The sequence below is a fragment of the Arenimonas sp. genome (assembly GCF_035312645.1).
Classification (GTDB): Bacteria; Pseudomonadota; Gammaproteobacteria; order Xanthomonadales; family Xanthomonadaceae; genus Arenimonas.
Genome location: NZ_DATGBO010000047.1, coordinates 1 through 23,069, shown reverse-complemented (window position 1 = coordinate 23,069; position 23,069 = coordinate 1). Strand labels below are relative to the sequence as shown.

The following is a 23,069-nucleotide window of genomic DNA, read 5'->3' as shown; positions in this document are numbered from 1 at the left end:
GCCCCGACTCAAGGATTGGAAACCCCGTGCGGCACGTGGCCGGTAGCGACATGCTGGCGGGCGTTTTCGACATTGTGTTTGGAATCGTCGAAAAAAAGATCGGCGCCGAACGCCTGCAGGAACGGGCCTTTGTCGCGGCCGCCGAGGAACAGGGCTTCGTCCAGGCGCACATCCCATTCGCGTAGGGTCAGGATCACGCGTTTGTGTGCGGGCGCGGAACGCGCGGTGACCAGCGCGGTGCGGATCGGTGAGTTGCGCGCCGGAAATGCCTGCTGCAACTCGTGCAAGGCGGCGAGGAAACCGCGAAACGGCCCACCCGACAATGGCTCATGCGCACGTTCCGTTTCATGCGCATGGAACGCGGCGATGCCGTCCTGCTGCGATACGCGTTCGGATTCATCACCGAAGATCACCGCGTCGCCGTCGAAAGCGATGCGCAGTTGCCCGGACACATCCTCTTTTTCGTCCGGCGTTGACGCTTCGCCGGCGCTGTCGCCCGCGGATTTTGCCGGGAGAATGGTAGCCGCAGCAACGCCGTGTTCGAGCGCACGCCGCACCGATTCAGGATTCGCCGACAGGAACAACTGCGCGCCGAAGGGCTTGATGTACGGATACACCGGCGCGCCGCTGGTGAACACCGCGCGGATGATGCCCAGGCCGTAATGTTCGATCGCGTTGAAGATGCGCAGGCCGGTATCGGAGGAATTGCGCGACAGCAGGATCACCTCGACACGCGGGCGCCCGGCTGGCGCACCGGCGTTCAAGGCGAGCAATTTCTTCACCAGCGGAAAAGCGATGCCCGGCGCCAGCGCTTCGTTCTCGCGCTGTCGCTGGAAATCGGCATACGCCTTGACGCCTTCACGCTCGAACAGGTCGTGGCCGTCCTCGAGCTGAAACAATGCGCGCGCGGTGATCGCGACGACGAGTTGCGCGTTCGATGGTTCGGCAGGCGTAATGGGCGTGGTCATGTCTTATTCGCGCGGGCGATCGCGGTCGCAATAGATCGAGCAGTTGGCTCAGGTGACGAACTGCTCATTGAGGATCCGTTCCTCGAGATTGTGCTCGGGGTCGAACAACAGCGTCACGGTACGATCCTGCGACTCGCGGATGACGACTTCGACGACGTTGCGCACCTCGTGCGAATCGGCGGTGGCGCTGACCGGACGCTTGTAGGGGTCGAGCACTTCGATCTTGATCTGCGTGTCGGCACGCAACAAGGCTCCGCGCCAGCGTCGCGGGCGGAACGCTGCGATCGGCGTGAGCGCGATCACCGACGAGCCCAAGGGCAGGATGGGACCGTGCGCGGAAAAATTGTAGGCGGTGCTGCCCGCTGGCGTCGCCACCAGCGCGCCATCGCAGACCAGTTCATCCAGGCGCACCTGGCCATTGAGATGCACGCGCAGATGCGCGGCCTGCCGCGTCTGCCGCAGCAGCGACACTTCGTTGTAGGCCAGCGAGGTCATCGTCGTGCCCGCTTCGGTTACCGCAGTCATTTCCAGCGGACGCAGCACGGCGGGCTCGGCGGCATGCAGGCGGGCGAGCAATTCATCGGCGCGATACTGGTTCATCAGGAAGCCGACCGTGCCGAGCTTCATGCCGAACACCGGCAGCTTGCGCTCGCCATGGCGATGCAGCGTCTGCAGCATGAAACCGTCGCCGCCAAGCGCGCAGACCACGTCGGCCTCTTCCGGCAGACGCTGACCATGCGCAGCGATGAGGTCGGCAAGCGCCGCCTGCGCTTCCGGCGTCGGGCTGGCAAGAAAGGCGATGCGGGGATTGGCGGGCAGGATCATGCAGGGCGTCTCCGGTCAGCGGGGAGCATAGCTGATTGGAGTTTCAATGGTCGCGTGCTCATTTCCAATGTGACTCACCGACCGAGAACGTTCGCACACGGCATTCGCCGCACGGGCATTCCCCCCGGAGCGCCTTCGGCTGATTGCTCCGGGGAGAACACCCGCACGACGAACGCCTCCAATCAAATGGCGAGATCGAGCAAGAAGCCCGCGACGAAAATTCAGAGCGTCGCCGAAACCCATGGGGAGACTGTGAGCAGGCCACGACGGCCTGCGACGGTGAGTCGGCACAGGGATTGTGCCGACCGAACCGGCACAGGCGCACCGTGGGTTCCGGTGGCGCGGGCGTGTCGGTGAGATGTTCAACCAAAAGCCAATCGCGGCAATCAAATGACCTTGGGTGAACATGAATTTGAGGCAGGCATGGTCGCGGCTCGCGCCGCTCCTACGAAGGCGGGAATTTCCGGGCAGACGCGGGGGCCGAAACGCCCCGCGTCTGCTCACGGCGCATTACGCTGCGCGTGCGCCCGCTGCGGCAATCTGCGCGAGACGGCGTACGGCCACCGACAGCGTGGCGAAATCCATGCTGCGCAGGTTGCGCATGTCGGCGAACATGCTCAGCGTGTACTTGAGCGAAGCGTCATCGCGGGCCAGCCATTGCGCGACCAGCGCATCGGGTTTCTGCGCGTTCGTCCCCGAGCCGAGCACGATGCCGACCAGCGAACGTTGCTGCGCCTGCAACTCGTCGCGCAACACGCCGCGTGCCTGCGCGTGCCAGCGGCCTTCGACCGGCAGCTTCTCGACGTTGTCCATGAGCCACTTGCTGTGCAACGCATCGGACAGCGCGAAATACACCTGGCCGACGTCGGCGACGGCGAGCTTGCGCTCCAGTGCCACTTCGATGATGTCGAGTGCGTAGGTCAGATACGGCAGGCTCGCGAACGCCTGTGCCAGATCCGCCGGGAACCCCTGCGCCTGCCATTGCGCCTTGTCGGCTTCGAGCGAGGCGCGGCTTTCGGCCGGCAGAATCGTCGGCAACGCCTCGCGCAGATCGCGCATCGGCGTTGCGTAACGCTCCACCATCTGCGCGATGTTGAGCGTGCCGTCCGGACGATTGAGCAACCAGCGCGCCATGTTCCGCTGCAGGTGCCAGATATCGCTCAACGCCTCGATCTGCGCCGACTCCGGCACCTTCAGATCGAGCGCGTCGATGCCTGCCCACCAATCGCGCGTGCCCAGCACTTCGCGGGTGATCGTGTAACCCTTGGCGATCTGCGCCGGCGTCTCGCCAGTGTCTTCCTGCATGCGCAGCAGGAAGGTCGAACCCATGCGGTTGACCATCGAATTGGTCACCGCCGTGGCGATGATCTCGCGACGCAGGCGATGGTTTTCCATGTCGGCGGCGTACTTGTCCTGCAACGCCTTCGGGAAGTAGCGCACCAGTTCCTTGGAAAGATACGGATCTTCCGGAACATCCGATTCCAGCAACTGGTTGAAGATCACGATCTTGTCGTAGCTCAGCAGCACCGACAGTTCCGGACGCGTCAGACCCTGGCCACGCGACTTGCGTTCGCCCAGCTCGGCATCGCTGGGCAGGAATTCGATCGCGCGATCGAGCAGACCCTGCGATTCCAGCGTGCGGATGAAATGCCCGAACGAACCCAGGCGCGCCGCGCTCATCGCTTCCATCAGGCTGATCGCCTGGTTCTGGCGGTAGTTGTCGTTGAGCACGAGATCGCCGACTTCGTCGGTCATGCTGGCAAGCAGCGTGTTGCGCTGGGCCATGCTCAACTCGCCGCGTTTGACGATCGCGCCGAGCAGGATCTTGATGTTGACTTCGTGGTCGGAAGTATCGACGCCGGCGGAGTTGTCGATGAAGTCGGTGTTTAGCAGCACGCCGTGTTGCGCCGCTTCGATACGGCCGCGCTGCGTCATGCCCAGGTTGCCGCCCTCGCCCACCATCTTGCAGCGCAGTTCGTTGCCGCTCACGCGCAGCGCGTTGTTGGCACGGTCGCCGCAGTCGGCATTGGTTTCGCTGCTGGACTTGACGTAGGTACCGATGCCGCCATTCCACAGCAGATCGACCGGCGCCTTGAGGATGGCATTCATCAGATCAGCCGGCGTCATCTGCTCGGCGTCGCTCTGGATGTCGAGCGCCGCCTTGATTTCCGGGCTCAGCGCAATGGTCTTGGCGCCGCGCGCGAAGATGCCGCCACCTTTCGAAATCAGCGCCCTGTCGTAATCGTCCCAGCTCGAACGCGGCAGATTGAACAGGCGCTGGCGTTCGACGAAAGACTGCGCCGAATCCGGATTCGGGTCGAGGAAGATGTGGCGGTGATCGAAGGCCGCGAGCAGGCGGATGTGTTTGGACAACAGCATGCCGTTGCCGAACACGTCGCCGGACATGTCGCCGACGCCGACGCAGGTGAAATCCTGCGTCTGCGAATCGCGACCGAGCGCGCGGAAGTGGCGCTTGACCGATTCCCAGCCGCCTTTCGCGGTGATGCCCATGCCCTTGTGGTCGTAACCGACCGAACCACCGGAAGCGAAGGCATCGTCGAGCCAGAAACCGTGTTCGGCAGAGATGCCGTTGGCGATATCGGAGAAGGTCGCCGTGCCCTTGTCGGCGGCGACGACCAGATAGGGATCGTCGAGATCGTGGCGGACCACGTTTTCGGGATTGACGATCTTGCCGTCGACGATGTTGTCGGTGATATCGAGCAGGCCGTTGATGAAACGCTTGTAGCAGGCGATGCCCTCGGCGAGCACGGCATCACGATCGCCGCCGACCGGCGAGCGCTTGGCGAAGAAGCCGCCCTTCGACCCAACCGGCACGATCACCGTGTTCTTGACCATCTGCGCTTTCACCAGGCCCAGCACTTCCGTGCGGAAATCCTCGCGACGATCCGACCAGCGCAGGCCGCCGCGCGCGACCGGGCCGAAGCGCAGGTGCACGCCTTCGACGAACGGCGAGTACACGAAGATTTCGCGGTACGGACGCGGCTTCGGCAGGTCCGGCACTTTCGCCGGGTCGAACTTGAAGCTGATGTAATCCTTGTGCGTACCGCCCTCGCCTTTCTTCTGGAAATAGCTGGTGCGCAAAGTCGCGTGAATCACCGCCATGAAGCTGCGCAGGATGCGGTCCTCGTCGAGGCTGGAGACGTTTTCCAGCACGATCGCCAGTGCATCGGAGCAGGCATCGATCTGTGCGGAGCGATCGAGCGCGCGGTCGGCACCCATTTCCTCGAGGATAGTACCGAGCTTGTGCCGGTCTTCCATCGGCACGACATCGGTCAGCGACTGCCGCAGCGCGTTGCAGGTTTTCGGATCGGCCTTGATCTCGCGGCCGGGCTCGAAGCGCGCCTCGAACAACTCCACCAGCAGGCGTGCGATCAGCGGATACCGCGCCAGGGTTTCTTCCATGTAGATCTGCGAGAAGGTGACGCCGGTCTGCAGCAGGTATTTGCAGTAACCGCGCAGCATCGCGACCTGACGCCAGCCCAAGCCGGCAGCAAGCACCAGACGGTTGAAGCCGTCGCTTTCGGCATCGCCACGCCAGACCGCAGCGAACGCTTCCTCGAAACGCGTGCGCGCCGATTCGGCATCGACCGTGCCCGACAGCGGCTCGACTTCGAAGTCCTGGATGACCACTCGGCCGTCATCGAGGTCGATCTCGTAAGGATGCTCGCTGTTGATGCGCAGGCCGAGGTTTTCCAGCATCGGCAGCGCATCCGAGAGTGCGATTTCCTTGCCGAGGCGGAACAGTTTGAAACGCAGCTCGCCTTCACCGCTGCGATACAGCGACAGACGCAGGTCCTTGTCGCCAGACAACGCATCGGCCTGCAGCAGATCACCGGCCGCCAATTCCGGCGTCACCGATTCGACATAACCGGCCGGCAGCGCACGCGCAAAACGTGCAGCCAGTCGCTGGCCCGGCTCCTCGCCATGCTGCGTGACGAGTTGATCGCGCAATTCGTCGTGCCAGTTGCGCACGATGCGGGTGAGCTCGGCTTCGAGCGCGGCGCCATCGACCTGCACCTTGTCGCCGGATTTCGGCCGGATGATCAGGTGCAGCTGCGCCAGCGGCGATTCGCCGATCTGGATGGTGGTGTCCAGGCGCTCGCCGTGCAGTTCGCGCATCAGCATCGCTTCGATGCGCTCGCGCACTTCGGTGCTGAAACGTTCGCGCGGAATGTAGACCAGCGCCGAGTAGAAACGGCCGTGGCGGTCGCGGCGCAGGAACAGGCGCGGGCGCACGCGTTCCTGCAGGCTGAGGATGCCCATGCAGGTACGTACGAGTTCTTCCGGGCTGGACTGGAACAATTCGTCGCGCGGCAGGGTTTCCAGGATGTGGCGCAGCGCCTTGCCGCTGTGGCTGTTTTCGGCAAGGCCCGACGCGGCCATCACTGCTTCATGGCGCTGACGCACCAGCGGAATGTCCCAGGGGCGGCGGTTGTAAGCGCTGGAGGTGTACAGGCCGAGGAAGCGCTGTTCGCGGATCGCCAGACCCTTGTCGTCGAACTGCAGCACGCCGACGTAATCCATGTAGCCCGGACGGTGCACGGTGGAGCGGGCATTGGTCTTGGTGAGGATCAGCGGTTCCAGGCGCGCGCCCGGCGGCAGATCCGACGCCGCAAGGCCGGTAAGCGGTCGCGGCGCGGCGAGTTCGTCCTTGCCGTGCATCAGGCCCAGGCCACTGCCCTTGACCGGGCAGAGCATGCGCTTGCCGTCATGCGTGCCGACTTCGTATTCGCGGTAGCCGAGGAAGGTGAAGTGGTTGTCGGCGGCCCAGCGCAGGAACGCCTGTGCTTCGCTGCGGGATTCGTCGCTGGCCGGCATCGGCCGCGTGGAGAGTTCTTCGGCGATCGCCAGCATCTTGTCGCGCATCGCTTCCCAGTCGGCAACCGAAGCGCGGACATCGGCGAGTGCGGTGGCGATAGCCGCTTCGATCGCACGCAGATCGGCGTCGTCGGCCTGGCGATCGATTTCCAGATGCATGTACGACTCGGCGGCGCCGGTGCCGACCGCCGTCAATTCGCCCCCGCCGTCGCGGCTGACCGCGAACACCGGATGCACCAGGCCATGGATGGCGATACCGCGCTGCGACAGCGCCATGCTCACCGAATCAACCAGGAAGGGCATGTCGTCGTTGACGATCTGCACCACCGTGTACGCGGTCTCGAAACCTTCCGCCGCGGAAACATTGAATGCGCGGATCTTCGCCACGCCCGGCGGTCGCGACTGCGCGAACGCCAACGCGCTCGCGGCGATGCCGGCCCAGGTCGCCGCCGGCCTCAGCGCCAGCTCGTCCTCGGGCAGGCGCGCGAAATACGCGGCGGCGAAGGTGCGGGCGCGATCGCGCTGGGCGGCGGGGACGGCCTTCGCCAGCGCGGCGAGGACGGAATCAAGGGAGGCGTGGGCGCTCATGCGATGAGGATCTCGATGGGGGCGTGAAAAAGAGGGAAATTGTAGCCAGTTCAGGGGGCTGGCGGACAGTTGTGCGGCATTTGGCGCGCGCTGCTGCGGGATACCGGTGCGTAGGGTCGCAGCCCGCGTGACGGCGTCAGAAACAAGAAACCCCGCGGGCGCGGGGTTCTTGTCAAAGCGGGGCGATCGATCAACGCAATCCGGTTTCGTTGCGCGCAATCACCAGACGCTGGATTTCGCTGGTGCCTTCGTAGATCTCGGTGATCTTGGCGTCGCGGAAATAACGCTCCAGCGGCATTTCCTTGGAATAACCCATGCCGCCGTGGATCTGCACGGCCTGATGGGTGATCCACATCGCCGCTTCCGAAGCGGTGAGTTTGGCGATCGCCGCCTCGTTGCTGAAACGCGCGCCGCCCTTCTCGAACTCGCCCTTCTGCCAGGCCGCGCGCAGCGTCAGCAACAGCGACGCATCGAGCTTGCACTTCATGTCGGCGATCTTCGCCTGGGTCATCTGGAAGGTGCCGATCGGGGCACCGAAGGCCTTGCGCTCTTTCACGTAGGCCAGCGTCGCTTCGTACGCGGCGCGGGCGATGCCGATCGCCTGCGAGGCGATGCCGATGCGGCCGGCGTCGAGCACGCCCATCGCAATCTTGAAGCCCTCGCCTTCCGCGCCCAGCACTTCGGCTGTGGTGGCGACGTAATCCTGGAATTCGATCTCGCAGGTCGCCGAAGCGCGGATGCCGAGCTTGGGCTCGGTCTTGCCACGATGGAAACCCGGCTTCGCGGTGTCGACCATGAAAGCGGTAATGCCTTTGGCGCCTTTCTCCGGGTCGGTCATCGCAAACAGCACGATGTACTTCGCGACCGGGCCGGAGGTGATCCAGCTCTTCTTGCCGTTGATGACGAAGCTGCCGTCGGCCTGCTTGACTGCGCGGCAACGCATGGCGGTGGCATCGGAACCCGACTGCGGCTCGGTCAGCGCGAACGCGCCGATCTCGCGGCCTTCGGCGATCGCGCGCACATACAGCTGTTTCTGCGCCTCATTGCCGAACTTCAGGATGCCGTTGCAGAACAGCGAGTTGTTCACCGAGACGATGGTCGAGTGCGCGGCATCGCCAGCAGCAATCTCGACCATGGCCAGCACATAACTGACCGGGTCCATGCCGGCACCGCCGTATTCGGCCGGAACCTCGATGCCCATCAAGCCGTTTTCGCCGAGCGTGCGGATGTTTGCCAGCGGAAATTCGCCGGTCTGGTCGTGGTGCTCGGCGCTGGGCGCGATCTTCTCTTGGGCGATCCGACGGGCCACGTCCTGGATCATCAGCTGCTCTTCGGTGAATCGGAAATCCACGGCCGTTCCTCGTTCGAATCTGGGAAAGCGGCGATTGTAACGGGTCGGGTCCTGCCGTTTCGATGACGCCGGTATCAAAACCGGACGGACGCCCGCCTTGACGCCCACGGAAGCCGGGCCTACCCTGCCGTATCTTTAAATCCGGATGAAAGGATAAACCCTTGGATCTCGACGCCTGGTCCGCCTGTCTGCGCGTGCTCGCCGACCCCACCCGGGTTCGCCTGCTCGCCCTGCTCGAACGCGAGGAACTGACCGTGGCCGAATTGTCCGCGGTTACCCGGCTCGCCCAGCCCCGCGTGTCGACGCATCTGGCCAAACTCAAGGAAGCCGACCTCGTGCGCGACCGCCGTGCGGGCGTCTCGGCCTATTACCGCTTCAACGAAGACAATCTTGAGGCCGCCGAACGCGCGCTCTGGGACGCGCTGCGTTCGGGTACCGACGATCCGCTGCTGCGCCAGGACGCCGACCGCCTGACGGAAGTGCTGGCCTCGCGCTCGGCCGACCAGAACTGGGCCGACTCGGTCGCCGGCGACATGGAACGGCATTATTCGCCGGGCCGCACCTGGGAGGCGCTGGCGCGCGCCGCGCTGCCGATGCTCGCGCCCGGCGACGTGCTCGATGTCGCCTCCGGTGACGGCGTGCTCGCCGAACTGCTGGCACCGCACGCCAAGCGCTACATCTGCATCGATTCCAGCAGCAAGGTTGTGCTCGCCGCCAGCGAGCGCCTGCGCAAGCTCGATCACGTCGAGGTCCGTGAAGGCGACATGCAGCAGCTGCCGTTCGACAAACCGCAGTTCGACCTGGTGCTGATGATGCATGCGCTGACCTACGCGGAGAAACCCGCATTGGCGATCGCCGAAGCCGCGCGCGTGCTGCGCCGGAACGGCCAGCTGCTGCTCACCTGTCTGGCCAAGCACGAGCACAAGGCTGCGGTGACGCCCTACGGCCACGTCAACCTCGGTTTCAGCGAAAAGGAATTGCGCAAATACGCCGAGAAGGCCGGCCTGACCGTGCAGGTCTGCGAAGTGGTGACGCGCGAAAAGCGGCCGCCGCATTTTGAAGTGCTGACGTTGCTGGCGCGCAAGGCCTGAGCTCTTTTTGATCGGAGCCAGAGCCTTTGCCCACATGACCGCTGAAAAACAGGAACGTCATCCCCGCGAAGGCGGGGATCCAGTGTCTTTCGCGATGAATGCCCGCAGAAATTGTTCGAGAGAAGTCACTGGATCCCCGCTTTCGCGGGGATGACGGGATTGAAGGATTTCTCGACAAGAAACGAACAGATTCTTGCAAAAAGTAAACCGCCGTACGCTGCAGAGGAAAAGCATTGAAATCGTTGCCCTGGAAAAACCCCGCCCGCGTCGCCTTGCTGGAAAAAGCGCTGGCCGAGCGCATCCTGATTATCGACGGCGCCATGGGCACGATGATCCAGCGCCACGAGCTGGACGAGGCGGGTTATCGCGGTACTCGTTTTGCCGAGGGCTGGGATGGGATGCACTTCTCCGAAGGCCATCACCACGGCCCCAGTTGCGGCTGCGCCGGCGACCTCAAAGGCAACAACGATCTGCTGACGCTGACCCAGCCGCGGATCATTGCCGACATCCATCGCGGCTATCTCGAAGCCGGCGCCGACCTGATCGAGACCAATACCTTCAATTCGACCCGCGTGTCCCAGGCCGATTACAAGCTCGAACACCTCGTTCCCGAGCTCAATCGCGACGCCGCGCGATTGGCGCGCGAATGTTGCGACGAGATCGAAGCGCGTGATCCGGCCAAGCCGCGTTTCGTCGTCGGCGTGCTCGGGCCGACCTCGCGGACGGCCTCGATCAGTCCGGACGTCAACGACCCGGGCTTTCGCAACACCAGTTTCGACGAGTTGCGCGACAACTACATCGAAGCCGCACGCGCCCTGATCGAAGGCGGCAGCGACACGATCATGGTCGAGACCATCTTCGACACGCTCAATGCCAAGGCGGCGCTGTTCGCGCTGGAAGTGTTGTTCGAGGAACTCGGCGTGCGCGTGCCCATCCTGATTTCCGGCACGATCACCGACCTCTCCGGCCGCACGCTATCGGGCCAGACCGCGGAAGCGTTCTGGTATTCGATGCGGCACGCACGCCCGCTGTCGATCGGCCTTAACTGCGCGCTGGGCGCGAAGGATCTGCGCGCACACGTCGACATGCTCGCGCAGGTCGCCGACACCTACGTCAGCGCGCATCCCAACGCCGGCCTGCCGAATGCCTTCGGCGGCTACGACGAAGGCCCGGAAGAAATGGCGCACGTGCTGCGCGGGTTCGCCGAAGCCGGGCTGCTCAATATCGTCGGTGGCTGCTGCGGCACCACGCCGGCGCATATCAAGGCGATCAGCGACGCCGTCGCCGGACTGCCGCCGCGTGTGCTGCCGGTGATCGCGCCATACACGCGCCTGTCCGGCCTGGAGCCGTTCGTGATCACGCCGGAGACGAATTTCGTCAACGTCGGCGAGCGCACCAACGTCACCGGCTCGGCGCAGTTCAAGAAACTGATCCTGGAAAACCGCTACGACGAGGCGCTGACCGTCGCGCGCCAGCAGGTCGAAAGCGGCGCGCAGGTGATCGACATCAACATGGACGAGGGCATGCTCGATGCCGACGCGGCAATGCCGCGTTTCCTCAAACTCATCGCCGCCGAACCGGACATTTCCCGCGTGCCGGTGATGATCGACTCCTCGAAGTGGAGCGTGATCGAAGCCGGCCTGAAATGCGTGCAGGGCAAAGCGATCGTCAACTCGATTTCGATGAAGGAAGGCGAAAAAGCTTTTATCGACCATGCCCGCAAGGTCCGTCGCTACGGCGCGGCCGTGGTGGTGATGGCCTTCGATGAAACCGGCCAGGCCGATACCTACGAGCGCAAGGTCGAGATCTGCTCGCGTGCTTACCAGTTGCTGACCGAGGAAGCCGGCCTGCTGCCGGAAGACATCATCTTCGACCCGAACATCTTCGCCATCGCCACCGGCATCGAGGAGCACAACGGCTACGCCGTCGCCTTCATCGAGGCCGCCGCCGAGCTCAAGCGCCGCTTTCCGCTGAGCCATATCTCCGGCGGCGTCTCCAATGTCAGTTTCAGTTTCCGCGGCAACAACGCCGTGCGCGAGGCGATCCACGCGGTATTCCTCTACCACGCGATCCGCGCCGGCATGGACATGGGCATCGTCAACGCCGGTGGCATGCCGATCTACGACGATCTCGATCCGGCGTTGCGCGAGGCGGTCGAGGACGTGGTGATGAACCGCGATGCCGACGCCACCGAGCGCTTGCTCACCGAGGCCGAAAAGCACAAATCGAAAAAAGGCGAGATCAAGGGCGAGGACCTGGCCTGGCGCACCAAGAGCGTCATCGAGCGGCTCAAGCACGCGCTGGTGCATGGCATCGACAAGTTTGTCGAGGAAGACACCGAGCAGGCCCGGCTCGATGCCGACAAACCGCTGGAGGTCATCGAAGGGCCTTTGATGGCCGGCATGAATGTCGTCGGCGATCTGTTCGGTGCGGGCAAGATGTTCCTGCCGCAAGTGGTGAAGTCCGCGCGCGTCATGAAAAAAGCAGTTGCCCACCTCATTCCGTTCATCGAGGCGGAAAAAATCCGCTCGGGCAACGCCGGCAAGCCCAAGGCGAAGATCCTGATGGCGACGGTCAAAGGCGACGTGCACGACATCGGCAAGAACATCGTCGGCGTGGTCCTGGCCTGCAACAACTTCGAAGTCGTCGACCTCGGTGTGATGGTGCCGACGCAGACGATCCTCGATCGCGCCCGCGAGGAAAAAGTCGATGTGATCGGCCTGTCCGGCCTGATCACGCCCTCGCTGGAGGAAATGAGCCACGTCGCGAAAGAAATGAAACGCCAGGGCTTGAACCTGCCGTTGCTGATCGGCGGCGCAACCACCTCGCGCGCGCACACGGCGCTGAAAATCGCGCCGCATTACGCCGAGCCCGTGGTCTGGGTGAAGGACGCCTCGCGCGCCGTTGGCGTGGTGCAGTCGCTGATTTCCGACGTGCTGCGCACGCCCTTCGTGGAGGGAATCGCTGCCGACTACGCCGAAGTGCGCTCGCGCCACGCCAACCGCGGCGACGCCAAACCGCTGATGTCGATTGATCGTGCGCGCAGCAAGAAATTCAAGGGCGACTGGGCCGACTATCGGCCACCAACGCCCGTCAAGCCTGGCGTCACCGTGTTCGACGACGTGCCGCTGACGGAGCTGCGCGCGCTGTTCGACTGGACGCCATTCTTCCAGACCTGGGAACTGTCGGGCCGCTATCCGCAGATCCTCGACGACGCCATCGTTGGCAAGCAGTGCCGGGAATTGTTCGCCGACGCCAACAAGATGCTCGATCAAATCATCAAGGAAAAGTGGCTGACCGCAAAGGCGGTGTGCGGGCTGTGGCCGGCGAATTCGCTGGGCGACGATATTCATCTTTCGTCTGTAGGAGCGATGGCAATCGCGACCACAGAAAACGATGTCGCGATTGCCATCGCTCCTACAGCAGAAACAACCACCCTGCACTGCCTGCGCCAGCAGGCCGAAAAACCCGACGACCGCCCGAACTTCTGTCTCGCCGATTTCATCGCGCCTGCGGACAGCGGCAAGCAGGATTGGGTCGGTGCGTTCGCGGTCAATGCCGGTATCGGCATCGACCCGCATGTCGCCGCCTTCGAGGCGGCGTTCGACGACTACAACGCGATCCTGCTCAAATCTCTGGCCGATCGCTTCGCCGAGGCCTGCGCGGAATGGCTGCATCGGGAAGTGCGCGAACGCCTCTGGGCTTACGCGCCAGACGAGATGCTGGCCAACGAGGATCTGATCGCGGAAAAATATCGCGGCATCCGTCCCGCCCCCGGTTATCCCGCCTGCCCCGAACACAGCGAGAAGGCGACGATTTTCGCGCTACTCGATGCCGGCAACGCGATCGGGCTGCAATTGACCGAGAACTTCGCGATGTACCCGGCGTCCGCAGTCAGCGGGCTGTACTTCTCGCACCCGCAGAGCCAGTATTTCGTGGTCGGCCGACTTTCGCGCGAGCAGGTCGTCGACTACGCCAAGCGCAAGGGCGTAAGCCTGGCGCAGGCCGAACGCTGGCTGGCCTCCAACCTGGACTACGACCCCGAATGAGTTCCGCAGAAATTTCTGTCGCCGGCACACCGATCGCCCAGGCGCCGCGCATCGTCGTGGTCACCGGCATCAGCAATGCCGAGTTCATCGAGCGTCATGCCGGCGCTGGCCGCGTCGGACTCTGCGGCGGTGTTGATTTCATCAACAAGTCGATCCGCAAGCTGCAGTACCACGTCACCCCGGAAGGCCATCGCAGCCCGTGGTCGCATGCTTTCCTGTTCAGTGGCAAGCGCATCGACGATCAGCACTGGGTGCTCGAGTCCGACCTCGACATCCGCCACAAGCAGATTCGTCTCGGCGTTCAGGAAAATCGCGCCGCGCGCTATCACGATGCCGAAACTTTTCCGAACCTCGCGATCCTGGACTTTGGCCTCGACGATACACAGACGCGTGCAGTGCTCACCGAAGCGCTGAACCTGCTCTCGGGCCTGTCGCATTATTCGCTGCGCGAATTGCTGGGCACCTTGCTGTCGATGCAGCAGCCCAGCCTGCGCCGACGTCGCAACCTTCTGGAAAGCGAAGGCGCGTTGTATTGCTCGGCGATGGTGCAGCATTGCTACGCCACCGTTGGCATCGAGTTCGTCGAAGGCGTCGATCACAAGAATATGACGCCGCACGACATCTCCGCGACGCGGCATCCGCACACGGCCTACGTGCTGATCCGCGAACCCGGACATTCGTCGCTGCGCCGGATCCGCAAATCTATTGGCAAGATGCTTGACGATGCCTCGGCCTGACGTCGGCCGGCTGGCGCGGCGATGACCAGCCTCGGGGACTGCGCGCAGCGCGGCGCCGACAATTACCTGCCGCTGCGACTGCTCGCCGCCTGCGGCGTGCTGTTCGGACATTGCTATGCGTTGACGATGCCGTACAACGACAGCGACTTCATCGCGCGATTGCTTCCCGGTTTCTACGGCGGCAGCCTGGCGGTGTTTTTCTTTTTTGCGATCAGCGGCTACCTGGTCACGCTGAGCCTGATCAGGCAGCCGGGCCTCTGGCGCTATGTCCGCAATCGCCTGTTGCGCGTGTTTCCGGCTTACTGGGTTTGTTTGCTGGTGTGCGCGCTGATTCTCGGGCCGATCTTCACGACGCTACCGCTGTCGGATTATTTTCGCGATCCGGGCACTTGGCATTACATCGGCGGCAATATCCTGCCGGCCAGTTTCGTCTGGGTGCTGCCTGGCGTCTTCAAGCACAACCCCTACCCGGATGTGGTCAACGGTTCGATCTGGTCGCTGGGACTGGAAGTACGCTGGTATGTCTACCTTGGTGTGCTGACTGCGCTCACCCTGGTGCAGCGGCGCTGGGCGTTCACGCTGGTCGTTGCGGCCCTGCTGCTGCATGGAGCCTGGGCGACCTGGGCAGGCCCGCCTGACGACAAGTCTTTTCGTGCGTTGTCGCTGATTTTCGTCGCCGCGGGACTGTGTGCGCAATGGCGCGATCGCGTACCGGTATCGCATCTGCTGATGGCGGCGCTGGTGGCGAGTGCCGCCTTGCTGCGCAACACCGGCATGTTTTTCGCGCTGGTGACAGTGGCCGTGTTGTACGCGAGCTTCTGGATCGCCTACGCCCTGCCCGCCCTGCCCTGGCCAAAGGGTCGTGATTATTCCTACGGCGTATTTCTTTACGCCTTCCCGGTGCAGCAGGCGATCGCGGCACTGTGGCCGGGCATCACACCACTGGCGATGTTCGCCATCGCTGCGCCGACCGTGTTGCTGTTGGCGATGGCGTCCTGGCATGGGTTGGAGGCACCGGCGCTGCGCTTGAAGAACTGGCCGCGAAAATCCGCAGCGCAGGGACAGTCATGACCGCGATTTTTTCGCGATACGGAATGCGGCAAGAGCTATCGCGGTCATGACCGCTCCTGCGCGACTGACTACCAGACGAGATCGTCGGGCACCTGATAGGCAGGGTCGCTGTAGGGGTCGTCGGTGGCCGGCGCGTTCGGGTCGACTTTCAACGCGACGGCCTGCGCGAAAATCGTTTCCGCCTCCGCCAATACCGCAGCGCTGACGATCAGATAGCGACCGCCGTCCTGCACCACGCCCAGCTCGCCGACGTTGAGCGCCTTGAGCTGCTCGGCGTTGACGTAGACGCGCTTGATCTTGCCGCCGTATTCGAAGTGCCGGACGATTTCCGCGGCCGGGTCGTTCAACGCCTTGCCGGCGAGCAATTCGGCGAGTTTTGCCTTGGCTTCGCGCCGCTGCTTCGCTTCTTCCTGTTTCAGGCGCTCGGCTTCGATGCGCTCGTCCTTTTCTTTCTGCGCGCGGATCGCATAGGCCTTGCCAAGATCGATTTCGGCCTGGTCACGACGGGGCGCCGAAGGCCTCGGTCCGCGCGCCGACGATGGCCGCGAAGCGTCACGCGGACGAGCAGCATCGGCGGGCTTGCTGCCAGGCCGGGCGGAAGCGGGACGAGCATCGGATCGGTTGCGCGCGTCTGGTTTGCGCGTATCGCGCTGCTTGGGGTCGTGTTGTTTTGAATCGCGTCGATTCGAATCGCGCTGACTGGCATCACGACGACCGGTCGTTCCATCGCGAACCTCAGGTTTGCGCTCCGGCGGCGGCGCGGCCTTGTAGCCCAGGCCCAGCAGTTGGTCTTTGAGAGAATTGCTCATGTTTCGTCGCGGGCCGGATCAGCGTTGGGGAAGGGATTTTGACAGGAACTGCCGCATCGCAGCTTGTTCCGGGAGCGCGGCATCAACGCGGTGCATCGATCGCAGCGTAGGAGAGCATCAATAATGCGGTGGCGGCGGTTCGATGCCGGGTTCGCCACCGCTCGGGCCGTCCGAATAAAGCAAGGCGCGCAATTGCTTGAGATCTTCGAGCGCACGCTGCAGAAGGTGTTGCGTACGGCCATTTTCCGCACGCGATTCGGCGAGGGCATCGCTCATTTCGGAGAGCGTGTGTTCCTGGAAAGCGACGCGCGTTTCCAGTTCCGCGAAACGGCGGTCGAACTGGAATTCCAGGTTGGGGTCGGGGATGGGCATGGCTCAGGACTTCGCCGCGATCGTGCGGCCGCGACCGATGCCGTAATACGCCAGGCCGGCTGCCTCCACTTCCACGGGGTCGTAGATATTGCGGCCATCGAATACTACCGGATGCTTCAACGCCGCTTTCAGTTTGTCGAAGTCGGCGTTCCAGAACGTCTTCCACTCTGTGACCACGACCAGCGCATCGGCACCGGTCAGTGCAGACGCTGGCGAATCGCAATAGACCAGATCCGCGCGTTCGCCGAAGACGCGTCGCGCCTCATCCATCGCTTCGGGATCATAGACGCGCACATTCGCACCGGCTGCCCACAACTGCGCGAGCAGGGTGCGGCTGGAGGCTTCGCGCATGTCGTCGGTATTGGGTTTGAACGCGAGGCCCCAGATCGCGAAGGTGCGACCGCGGATTTCGCCGGTGAAATGCCGCTCGATCAATTCCGACAGCTTGAATTTCTGGCGGTCGTTGACCGATTCCACGGCTTCGAGAATCTGCGCGTGATAACCGTGCTGGCGCGCGGTGCGTTCAAGCGCCTGCACGTCCTTGGGGAAGCACGAGCCGCCGTAGCCGGCGCCCGGATAGATGAAGGAATAGCCGATACGCGGATCGGAACCGATGCCGTGGCGGACCATTTCGATATCCGCACCGACGCGTTCGGCGATGTTTGCCATCTCGTTCATGAAACTGATCTTGGTCGCCAGCATCGCGTTGGCCGCGTACTTGGTGAGTTCGGCCGAGCGCACGTCCATCGCCACGATGCGTTCGTGGTTGCGATTGAACGGCGCGTATAGGCGCTTCATCGCTTCCAGCGCCTGCGCATTGCTGGTGCCGATGACGATGCGGTCGGGGCGCATGCAATCCTTGACCGCGTCGCCTTCCTTGAGGAATTCCGGATTTGAGACCACTTCGAAAGCGTGCTCGGCGTCGCGCTTGGCGAGCTCGGCGGCGATGGTCGCGCGGACCTTGTCGGCGGTTCCGACCGGCACGGTGGACTTGTTGACGATCACCGCGCGGCGGCCGAGGTTCTGGCCGATCGTGCGCGCGACATTGAGAACGTATTGGAGATCGGCGCTGCCGTCTTCGTCGGGCGGCGTGCCGACGGCGATGAAGATTATTTCGCCGTGCGCGATCGCACTGGCGGCATCAGTGCTGAAAGCGATGCGGCCGGCGCCGTGATTGGCCAGCACCATGTCTTCCAGACCCGGTTCGTAGATCGGAATCACACCGCGATTGAGACCTTCGACCTTCGCCTGGTCGATATCCACACAAATCACCTGATGGCCGACTTCAGCCAGGCAAGTGCCCGTAACCAATCCCACATAGCCGGTACCGAAAACGGTGACGCGCATGCTGACTCCACGACGATGCGGGTTGAGGGCGGCGGAGTGCGCCGCCCTTTGCCGATGACTTGCTTACTTGGCGATGTTGAGCAGCTCGACTTCGAACACCAGCGTCGAATTCGGACCGATCGGCGGCGGACCGCTCTGGCCGTAGCCGAGCTTCGCCGGCACCCACAGCCGGTACTTGCTGCCTACCGCCATCAGCGCCACGCCTTCCTGCCAACCCGGGATGACCTGGTTGAGCGCGAATTCGGCCGGCTGGCCGTGATCGTAGGAGCTGTCGAACTTGGTGCCGTTGAGCAGCGTGCCGACGTAGTTCACGCGCACCGTGTCGGTGGCCTTGGGCGACGGACCCGCACCGGCACGCAGCACTTGGTATTGCAGGCCGCTGGCGGTGGTGTGCACGCCGGGCTTGCTCTTGTTGGCGGCGAGGAAACGATTGCCTTCGTCGAGATTCTTCTGGCCTTCGGCAGCAGCCTTGGCAGCCATCTTGCCCTGCATTCTCTGGCCGAACTCGGCCTGGACCTGCGCGGCCTGGGCATCGGTCAGACCGGTCGGGCGACCAGCGAGAGTGGCCTGCATCGCCTGGATCACGATGGCCGGATCGACTTCATCGCGGATCGGCTGCAGTGACTTCGCGACTTCCATGCCGATCATGACGCTGACTTTCTGACGCTCGCTCAAGGTGCTGGCAGGCTTGGCCGCTGCGGGCTTGGCGGCAGCGGGTTTGGCGGCCTGCGGCTTGGCAGCAGGCGTCTGGGCGAAAGCAGTGAGGCTGGTAGCGATCGCCGTCACGAGGACGGCAGAACGGAAAACCGGATTCATCAGTGGAACTCCTGGAGGAAGCCGGTGCATCCGGCAACGGCGGCTATTGTCACGGCAGCGGGGCGCTGCGGCAATCTTGGATTGGGCGGCGGGGATTTCAAGCGATGACGGTCATGTCCGTCACCACGCGGACACCGCCGTGACGATCAGTGCGCCGGCCTCGGTTCGGCGAGCAAGGCCTGCAGTTTCGCGACCAGCACCGGATCATCAGGCTTGGTGCGGCTGCCGTAACTGGCGACGACCTTGCCATTGCGATCGATCAGATACTTGTGGAAATTCCACGCCGGAGCCTCGCCTGTCGCTGCCTTGAGGTCCTTGTAGAAAGGTGTGGCGTCACTGCCTTTCACATGCACTTTTTCGAACATCGGGAATTTGACGCCGTAAGTGAGCGTGCAGAAATCCTGGATCTGTTTTTCCGTGCCCGGCTCCTGGCCGAGGAAATCGTTGGACGGAAATCCGAGCACCGCAAATCCCTGGTCCTTGTACTTCGCGTGCATGGCTTCCAGCGCTTCGTATTGCGGGGTGAAACCGCATTTGCTGGCGGTATTGACCACCAGCAGCACCTGGCCGGCATAGGCCGATTGCAGGTTGACCACCTCTTTTCCGGCAAGGCGGCGGTAGTTCTGGTCCAGCAGAGCCTTGTCGGCGAACACCGGAGCCGCCGCGAGAACTGCTGAAATGGCGAGAAACATCAATTTTTTCATGGTCTTGCGCCTTGTTCGGGCCGTTGCCCGGATATGTGCCATCAGTTTGGTACCAAAACTGTGCAGAAGGTGTTGACATCGATTTCGATAGTGTTATAGTTGCCTACAACACCACTGAATCACCTCACCAGCCGGGAGGCGCCATGTACTACAAGATCAAAAACACACTGGCAGGCCTGACCGTGGCGATGTCCATGTTGGCCGTGAGCTACACGGTCGGCAAGCCGCCGCAGGCCGAGATCGCCAGCTTCAACCTGTCGTCGCCGGGTATCAATGCCCAGGCCGACGAAATCCTGGTGCGCAGGCACAGCCAGGGCGCGAAGCGGCAGATGGTCATGCCCTACTTCTCGTTTGCGCCAATCCTGCCGAAGCGGGAGTCCTGAGCATGAGCATTGCCTGGAACGACAACTCACCGATCTACCGCCAGCTCAAGGAGCGGGTGGTGGGCATGATGCTGGATGGCGCGCTGAAACCCGGCGACGCCCTGCCCTCGGTCCGGCAGATTGCCGCCGAGTACCAGCTCAATCCGATTACCGTTTCCCGCGCCTATCAGGAGCTGGTTGACGACGCCTTGGTTGAAAAAAGAAGGGGACTTGGCATGTACGTAACCGACGGAGCGCCCGAAAAGCTGCTGGCCAGCGAACGCGAGCGTTTTCTCAGCGATGAATGGCCGGCGATGGTGGAACGCATCCGCCAACTTGGCCTGAACATCGACCAGCTGCTCAGCGCGGCCAGCAACGGGGGTGGCAAATGAACAGCGTCATCTCCGCCAAAGGCCTGACCAAGCGTTACGGCAAGCAGGTCGCCGTCGACAACGTCAGCTTCGAAATTCCCGCCGGCCGCATCATCGGTCTGATCGGCCCGAACGGTTCCGGCAAGACCACCGCGCTCAAGGCCATCCTTGGCCTGGCGCCGTTCGAAGGCGAACTGAAAGTCCTCGGCTTCGACCCGAGCACGCAGCGCGACGAACTGATGCAGCAGGTCTGCTTCATCGCCGACGTCGCCATCCTGCCGCGCTGGCTGAAGGTCAAGGACGCCGTCGATTTCGTCGCCGGCGTGCATCCAAAATTCGATCGCGCCAAGGCCGAACGCTACCTCGCGCACACCAAACTCAAGCCGGGCATGAAGGTCAAGGAAATGTCCAAGGGCATGATCGTGCAATTGCACCTCGCCCTGGTCATGGCTATCGACGCCAAGCTGCTGGTGCTCGACGAACCGACGCTGGGCCTGGACATCATGTTCCGCAAGCAGTTCTACCAGAACCTGCTCGAGGATTATTTCGACGAGGACAAGACCATCATCGTCACCACCCACCAGGTCGAGGAGATCGAACACATCCTCAGCGACCTGATGTTCATCCAGGACGGCAAGATCATCCTGTCGGCCTCGATGGACGAAGTCGGCGAGCGTTTCGCCGAGGTGATGGTGAACGCCGACAAGGCCGACGCCGCGCGCGCACTCAACCCGATCGACGAACGCCAGGTATTCGGCAAATCGGTGATGCTGTTCGATGGCGTGCCCCGCGCACAACTCGCGACTTTGGGCGAGACCCGCAACGTCGGCATCGCCGACCTGTTCGTCGCCAAGATGAAAGGAACCTACGCATGAACACCTTCAAATGGTTGATGAAGCGCGAATATTGGGAACACAAGGGCGGGCTGTTCTGGGCACCGACGGTAATCGGCGTGCTGATGATGGCGATGATGCTTGTCACCTTCGTGATTGCGCTCGGTAGCGGCAAGATGCATGGCGATTTCACCGTCAACGGCGTGCAGATGCACAGCCTGGCCGAGATGATTTCTCCTGCGGATCGGATCCAGGTCGCAGACGGGTTGAGCACGGTGTTCGTCGGCAGCGCCATTCCGCTGCTGGCGGTGATGAGCTTCGTGGTGTTCTTCTATTACCTCGGTGCTCTGTTTGATGATCGCAGCAACCGCAGCGTGCTGTTCTGGAAATCGCTGCCGGTGTCGGACACCGCCACGGTGCTGTCCAAACTCGCGACTGCGCTGGTGGTGGCCCCGCTGCTGAGCCTCGGAATCGCGACCATCGTCGGCTTCGTGTTGACCGTGTTGATGTGCGCCTGCCTGCTGGTCGGCGGAGTCAACCTTTTCGGTCCGGTTCTGAGCAATTCGCACACCTACACCTTGCCGCTGGAGTTCCTGGCATCTCTGCCCGTCTACATTCTCTGGGCATTGCCGACTGCGGGCTGGTTGCTGATGGTCTCGGCCTGGGCGCGCACCAAGCCCTTCCTCTGGGCAGTGGGCGTACCCCTGGTCAGCGGCGGCCTGCTGAGCTGGGCGAACGCGATGCTGAGCATGAACTGGAACCTGCAATTCCTCTGGCAGAGCGTCATTGGCCGCTTGCTGCTCAGTGTTCTGCCGGGCTCGTGGTCTTTCCTGCTCGAGGATCCAAGCAAGATCTCGGCCGATTCGCTGGACCACGGCTCGCCGATGGTCGCCGCCTGGCACGTGATGGCCACGCCGCAAATCTGGATCGGCGCAGTGGTGGGCATCGCGATGATCGTCGTCGCCATCCGCCTCCGCCGCTTCCGGGACGAGGGCTGATCGGGAATAGCTCGCGAGCTGCCATGAATGGCAGCTCGCAATCCCGATCAGGGCCGCGCCGGGAGCGCGGCCTGGCGCCCTCCCCCAGGGACGGTTGCTCGCCCGGAAACAAAGAACGCCCCGCAATGCGGGGCGTTTTCCTCAGCAACTCCGTAGGAGCGACGCAAGTCGCGACAAGTCTGCCACACCACGCCGAAGACCGGTCGCGACTTGCGTCGCTCCTACGAGCGGCGGGCTTTAACCACTGCCCGTCCCCGATCCGATCCCGCCCTTCGTCAGCGCCTTCGGATCAAGCAATTTCCGCAACTGACCTTCGGACAATGAGGTCATCTCTTGGGCGACGTCGATCACCGGTCGCTTTTCCTTGTACGCACGTTTGGCGATTGCCGCTGCCGCTTCGTAGCCGATAACCGGATTCAACGCCGTCACCAGGATCGGATTGCGCGCCAATGCTTCGTCGATGCGGTCGTGGCGCACGGTGAAGCCGGCGATCGCCTTGTCGGCGAGCAGGCGTGAGGTATTCGCCAGCAGTTCCAGCGATTGCAGCAAATTGTGCGCGATCACCGGCAGCATCACGTTGAGCTGGAAATTGCCGCTGGCGCCGGCAAAGGTAATGGTCGCGTGGTTGCCGATCACCTGCGCGCAGACCATGGCCATCGCTTCCGGAATCACCGGGTTGACCTTGCCGGGCATGATCGAACTGCCCGGCTGCAGCGTGGGCAATTCTATTTCACCGAGCCCGGCCAGCGGCCCGGAATTCATCCAGCGCAGGTCGTTGGCGAGCTTGTTCAAGGCCACGGCAAGCGTGTTGAGCTGCCCGGAAAACTCCACCGCTGCGTCCTGGGAAGCAATGCCTTCAAACAGGTTCGTCGCCTGGGAAAATTTCACACCAGTACGCTCGCGCAGTTGCGCAATCGCCCGTTTTCCGAAACGCGGAT

At 63.1% G+C, this 23,069-nt stretch carries 18 protein-coding genes; 8 read left to right on the top strand and 10 right to left on the bottom strand.

The genetic code is table 11. The annotated features are described in order from the left end of the window. Nucleotides 1–8: 8 nt before the first annotated feature. From VKM35_RS04210 to VKM35_RS04195, 4 genes are all read right to left on the bottom strand, one after another. Nucleotides 9–968: a 5'-nucleotidase gene (locus VKM35_RS04210; RefSeq protein ID WP_324318679.1), complete on the bottom strand. Its 960-nt coding sequence runs from the start codon at nt 966–968 to the stop codon at nt 9–11. Between the two features lie 48 nt (nt 969–1,016). After that, on the bottom strand, nt 1,017–1,787 hold the full coding sequence (locus VKM35_RS04205; protein ID WP_324318701.1) for an NAD kinase: 771 nt from the start codon (nt 1,785–1,787) through the stop codon (nt 1,017–1,019). A 516-nt stretch (nt 1,788–2,303) separates the two neighbouring features. After that, a complete protein-coding gene (locus tag VKM35_RS04200) occupies nt 2,304–7,220 on the bottom strand; it encodes an NAD-glutamate dehydrogenase (protein ID WP_324318677.1) in 4,917 nt (1,638 codons plus the stop codon). Nucleotides 7,221–7,410: 190 nt separating this feature from the next. Beyond that, complete coding sequence (locus VKM35_RS04195; RefSeq protein WP_324318675.1) at nt 7,411–8,571, bottom strand: acyl-CoA dehydrogenase family protein; 1,161 nt, start codon at nt 8,569–8,571, stop codon at nt 7,411–7,413. Between the two features lie 161 nt (nt 8,572–8,732). Here VKM35_RS04195 and VKM35_RS04190 point away from each other — a divergent pair, with 161 nt between their 5' ends. From VKM35_RS04190 to VKM35_RS04175, 4 genes are all read left to right on the top strand, one after another. After that, the gene (locus tag VKM35_RS04190; protein WP_324318673.1) at nt 8,733–9,662 is read left to right on the top strand and encodes a metalloregulator ArsR/SmtB family transcription factor; all 930 of its coding nucleotides are present in this window, start codon (nt 8,733–8,735) and stop codon (nt 9,660–9,662) included. 233 nt (nt 9,663–9,895) lie between these two features. Beyond that, the gene (gene metH / locus VKM35_RS04185) at nt 9,896–13,711 is read left to right on the top strand and encodes a methionine synthase (protein WP_414636550.1); all 3,816 of its coding nucleotides are present in this window, start codon (nt 9,896–9,898) and stop codon (nt 13,709–13,711) included. Next, nucleotides 13,708–14,448 (top strand): hypothetical protein, encoded by a 741-nt coding sequence (locus tag VKM35_RS04180; protein ID WP_324318671.1) that lies wholly within the window; start codon nt 13,708–13,710, stop codon nt 14,446–14,448. Before metH ends, VKM35_RS04180 begins: the two co-directional genes overlap by 4 nt. 21 nt (nt 14,449–14,469) lie before the next feature. After that, nucleotides 14,470–15,519, top strand: coding sequence for an acyltransferase (locus VKM35_RS04175; protein ID WP_324318669.1), 1,050 nt, complete (start codon nt 14,470–14,472; stop codon nt 15,517–15,519). Nucleotides 15,520–15,587: 68 nt separating this feature from the next. Here the strand turns inward: VKM35_RS04175 and VKM35_RS04170 are convergent, their stop codons facing one another. The 5 genes from VKM35_RS04170 to VKM35_RS04150 all read right to left on the bottom strand — a co-directional run bounded on the left by VKM35_RS04170 (nt 15,588) and on the right by VKM35_RS04150 (nt 19,567). Continuing rightward, the gene (locus tag VKM35_RS04170; RefSeq protein WP_324318666.1) at nt 15,588–16,328 is read right to left on the bottom strand and encodes a DUF2058 domain-containing protein; all 741 of its coding nucleotides are present in this window, start codon (nt 16,326–16,328) and stop codon (nt 15,588–15,590) included. A 117-nt stretch (nt 16,329–16,445) separates the two neighbouring features. Then, nucleotides 16,446–16,700: a SlyX family protein gene (locus VKM35_RS04165; RefSeq protein WP_324318664.1), complete on the bottom strand. Its 255-nt coding sequence runs from the start codon at nt 16,698–16,700 to the stop codon at nt 16,446–16,448. Between the two features lie 3 nt (nt 16,701–16,703). Continuing rightward, nucleotides 16,704–18,047: a UDP-glucose/GDP-mannose dehydrogenase family protein gene (locus VKM35_RS04160; RefSeq protein WP_324318662.1), complete on the bottom strand. Its 1,344-nt coding sequence runs from the start codon at nt 18,045–18,047 to the stop codon at nt 16,704–16,706. Nucleotides 18,048–18,110: 63 nt separating this feature from the next. Further along, a complete protein-coding gene (locus VKM35_RS04155; RefSeq protein WP_324318660.1) occupies nt 18,111–18,863 on the bottom strand; it encodes an FKBP-type peptidyl-prolyl cis-trans isomerase in 753 nt (250 codons plus the stop codon). 146 nt (nt 18,864–19,009) lie between these two features. Continuing rightward, nucleotides 19,010–19,567: a glutathione peroxidase gene (locus VKM35_RS04150; RefSeq protein ID WP_414636548.1), complete on the bottom strand. Its 558-nt coding sequence runs from the start codon at nt 19,565–19,567 to the stop codon at nt 19,010–19,012. 143 nt (nt 19,568–19,710) lie between these two features. Between VKM35_RS04150 and VKM35_RS04145 the strand changes: the two genes are divergently transcribed. From VKM35_RS04145 to VKM35_RS04130, 4 genes are read left to right on the top strand one after another with little or no spacing between them, the layout of a single operon-like run. Continuing rightward, complete coding sequence (locus VKM35_RS04145) at nt 19,711–19,950, top strand: hypothetical protein (protein ID WP_324318658.1); 240 nt, start codon at nt 19,711–19,713, stop codon at nt 19,948–19,950. A gap of 2 nt (nt 19,951–19,952) precedes the next feature. After that, on the top strand, nt 19,953–20,321 hold the full coding sequence (locus tag VKM35_RS04140) for a GntR family transcriptional regulator (RefSeq protein WP_324318656.1): 369 nt from the start codon (nt 19,953–19,955) through the stop codon (nt 20,319–20,321). Next, nucleotides 20,318–21,175: an ABC transporter ATP-binding protein gene (locus tag VKM35_RS04135; protein WP_324318653.1), complete on the top strand. Its 858-nt coding sequence runs from the start codon at nt 20,318–20,320 to the stop codon at nt 21,173–21,175. Before VKM35_RS04140 ends, VKM35_RS04135 begins: the two co-directional genes overlap by 4 nt. After that, nucleotides 21,172–22,131: an ABC transporter permease gene (locus VKM35_RS04130; protein WP_324318651.1), complete on the top strand. Its 960-nt coding sequence runs from the start codon at nt 21,172–21,174 to the stop codon at nt 22,129–22,131. Before VKM35_RS04135 ends, VKM35_RS04130 begins: the two co-directional genes overlap by 4 nt. A gap of 237 nt (nt 22,132–22,368) precedes the next feature. Here the strand turns inward: VKM35_RS04130 and VKM35_RS04125 are convergent. Further along, a partial coding sequence (locus tag VKM35_RS04125) for a lyase family protein (RefSeq protein WP_324318649.1) occupies nt 22,369–23,069 on the bottom strand: 701 nt, incomplete at its 5' end.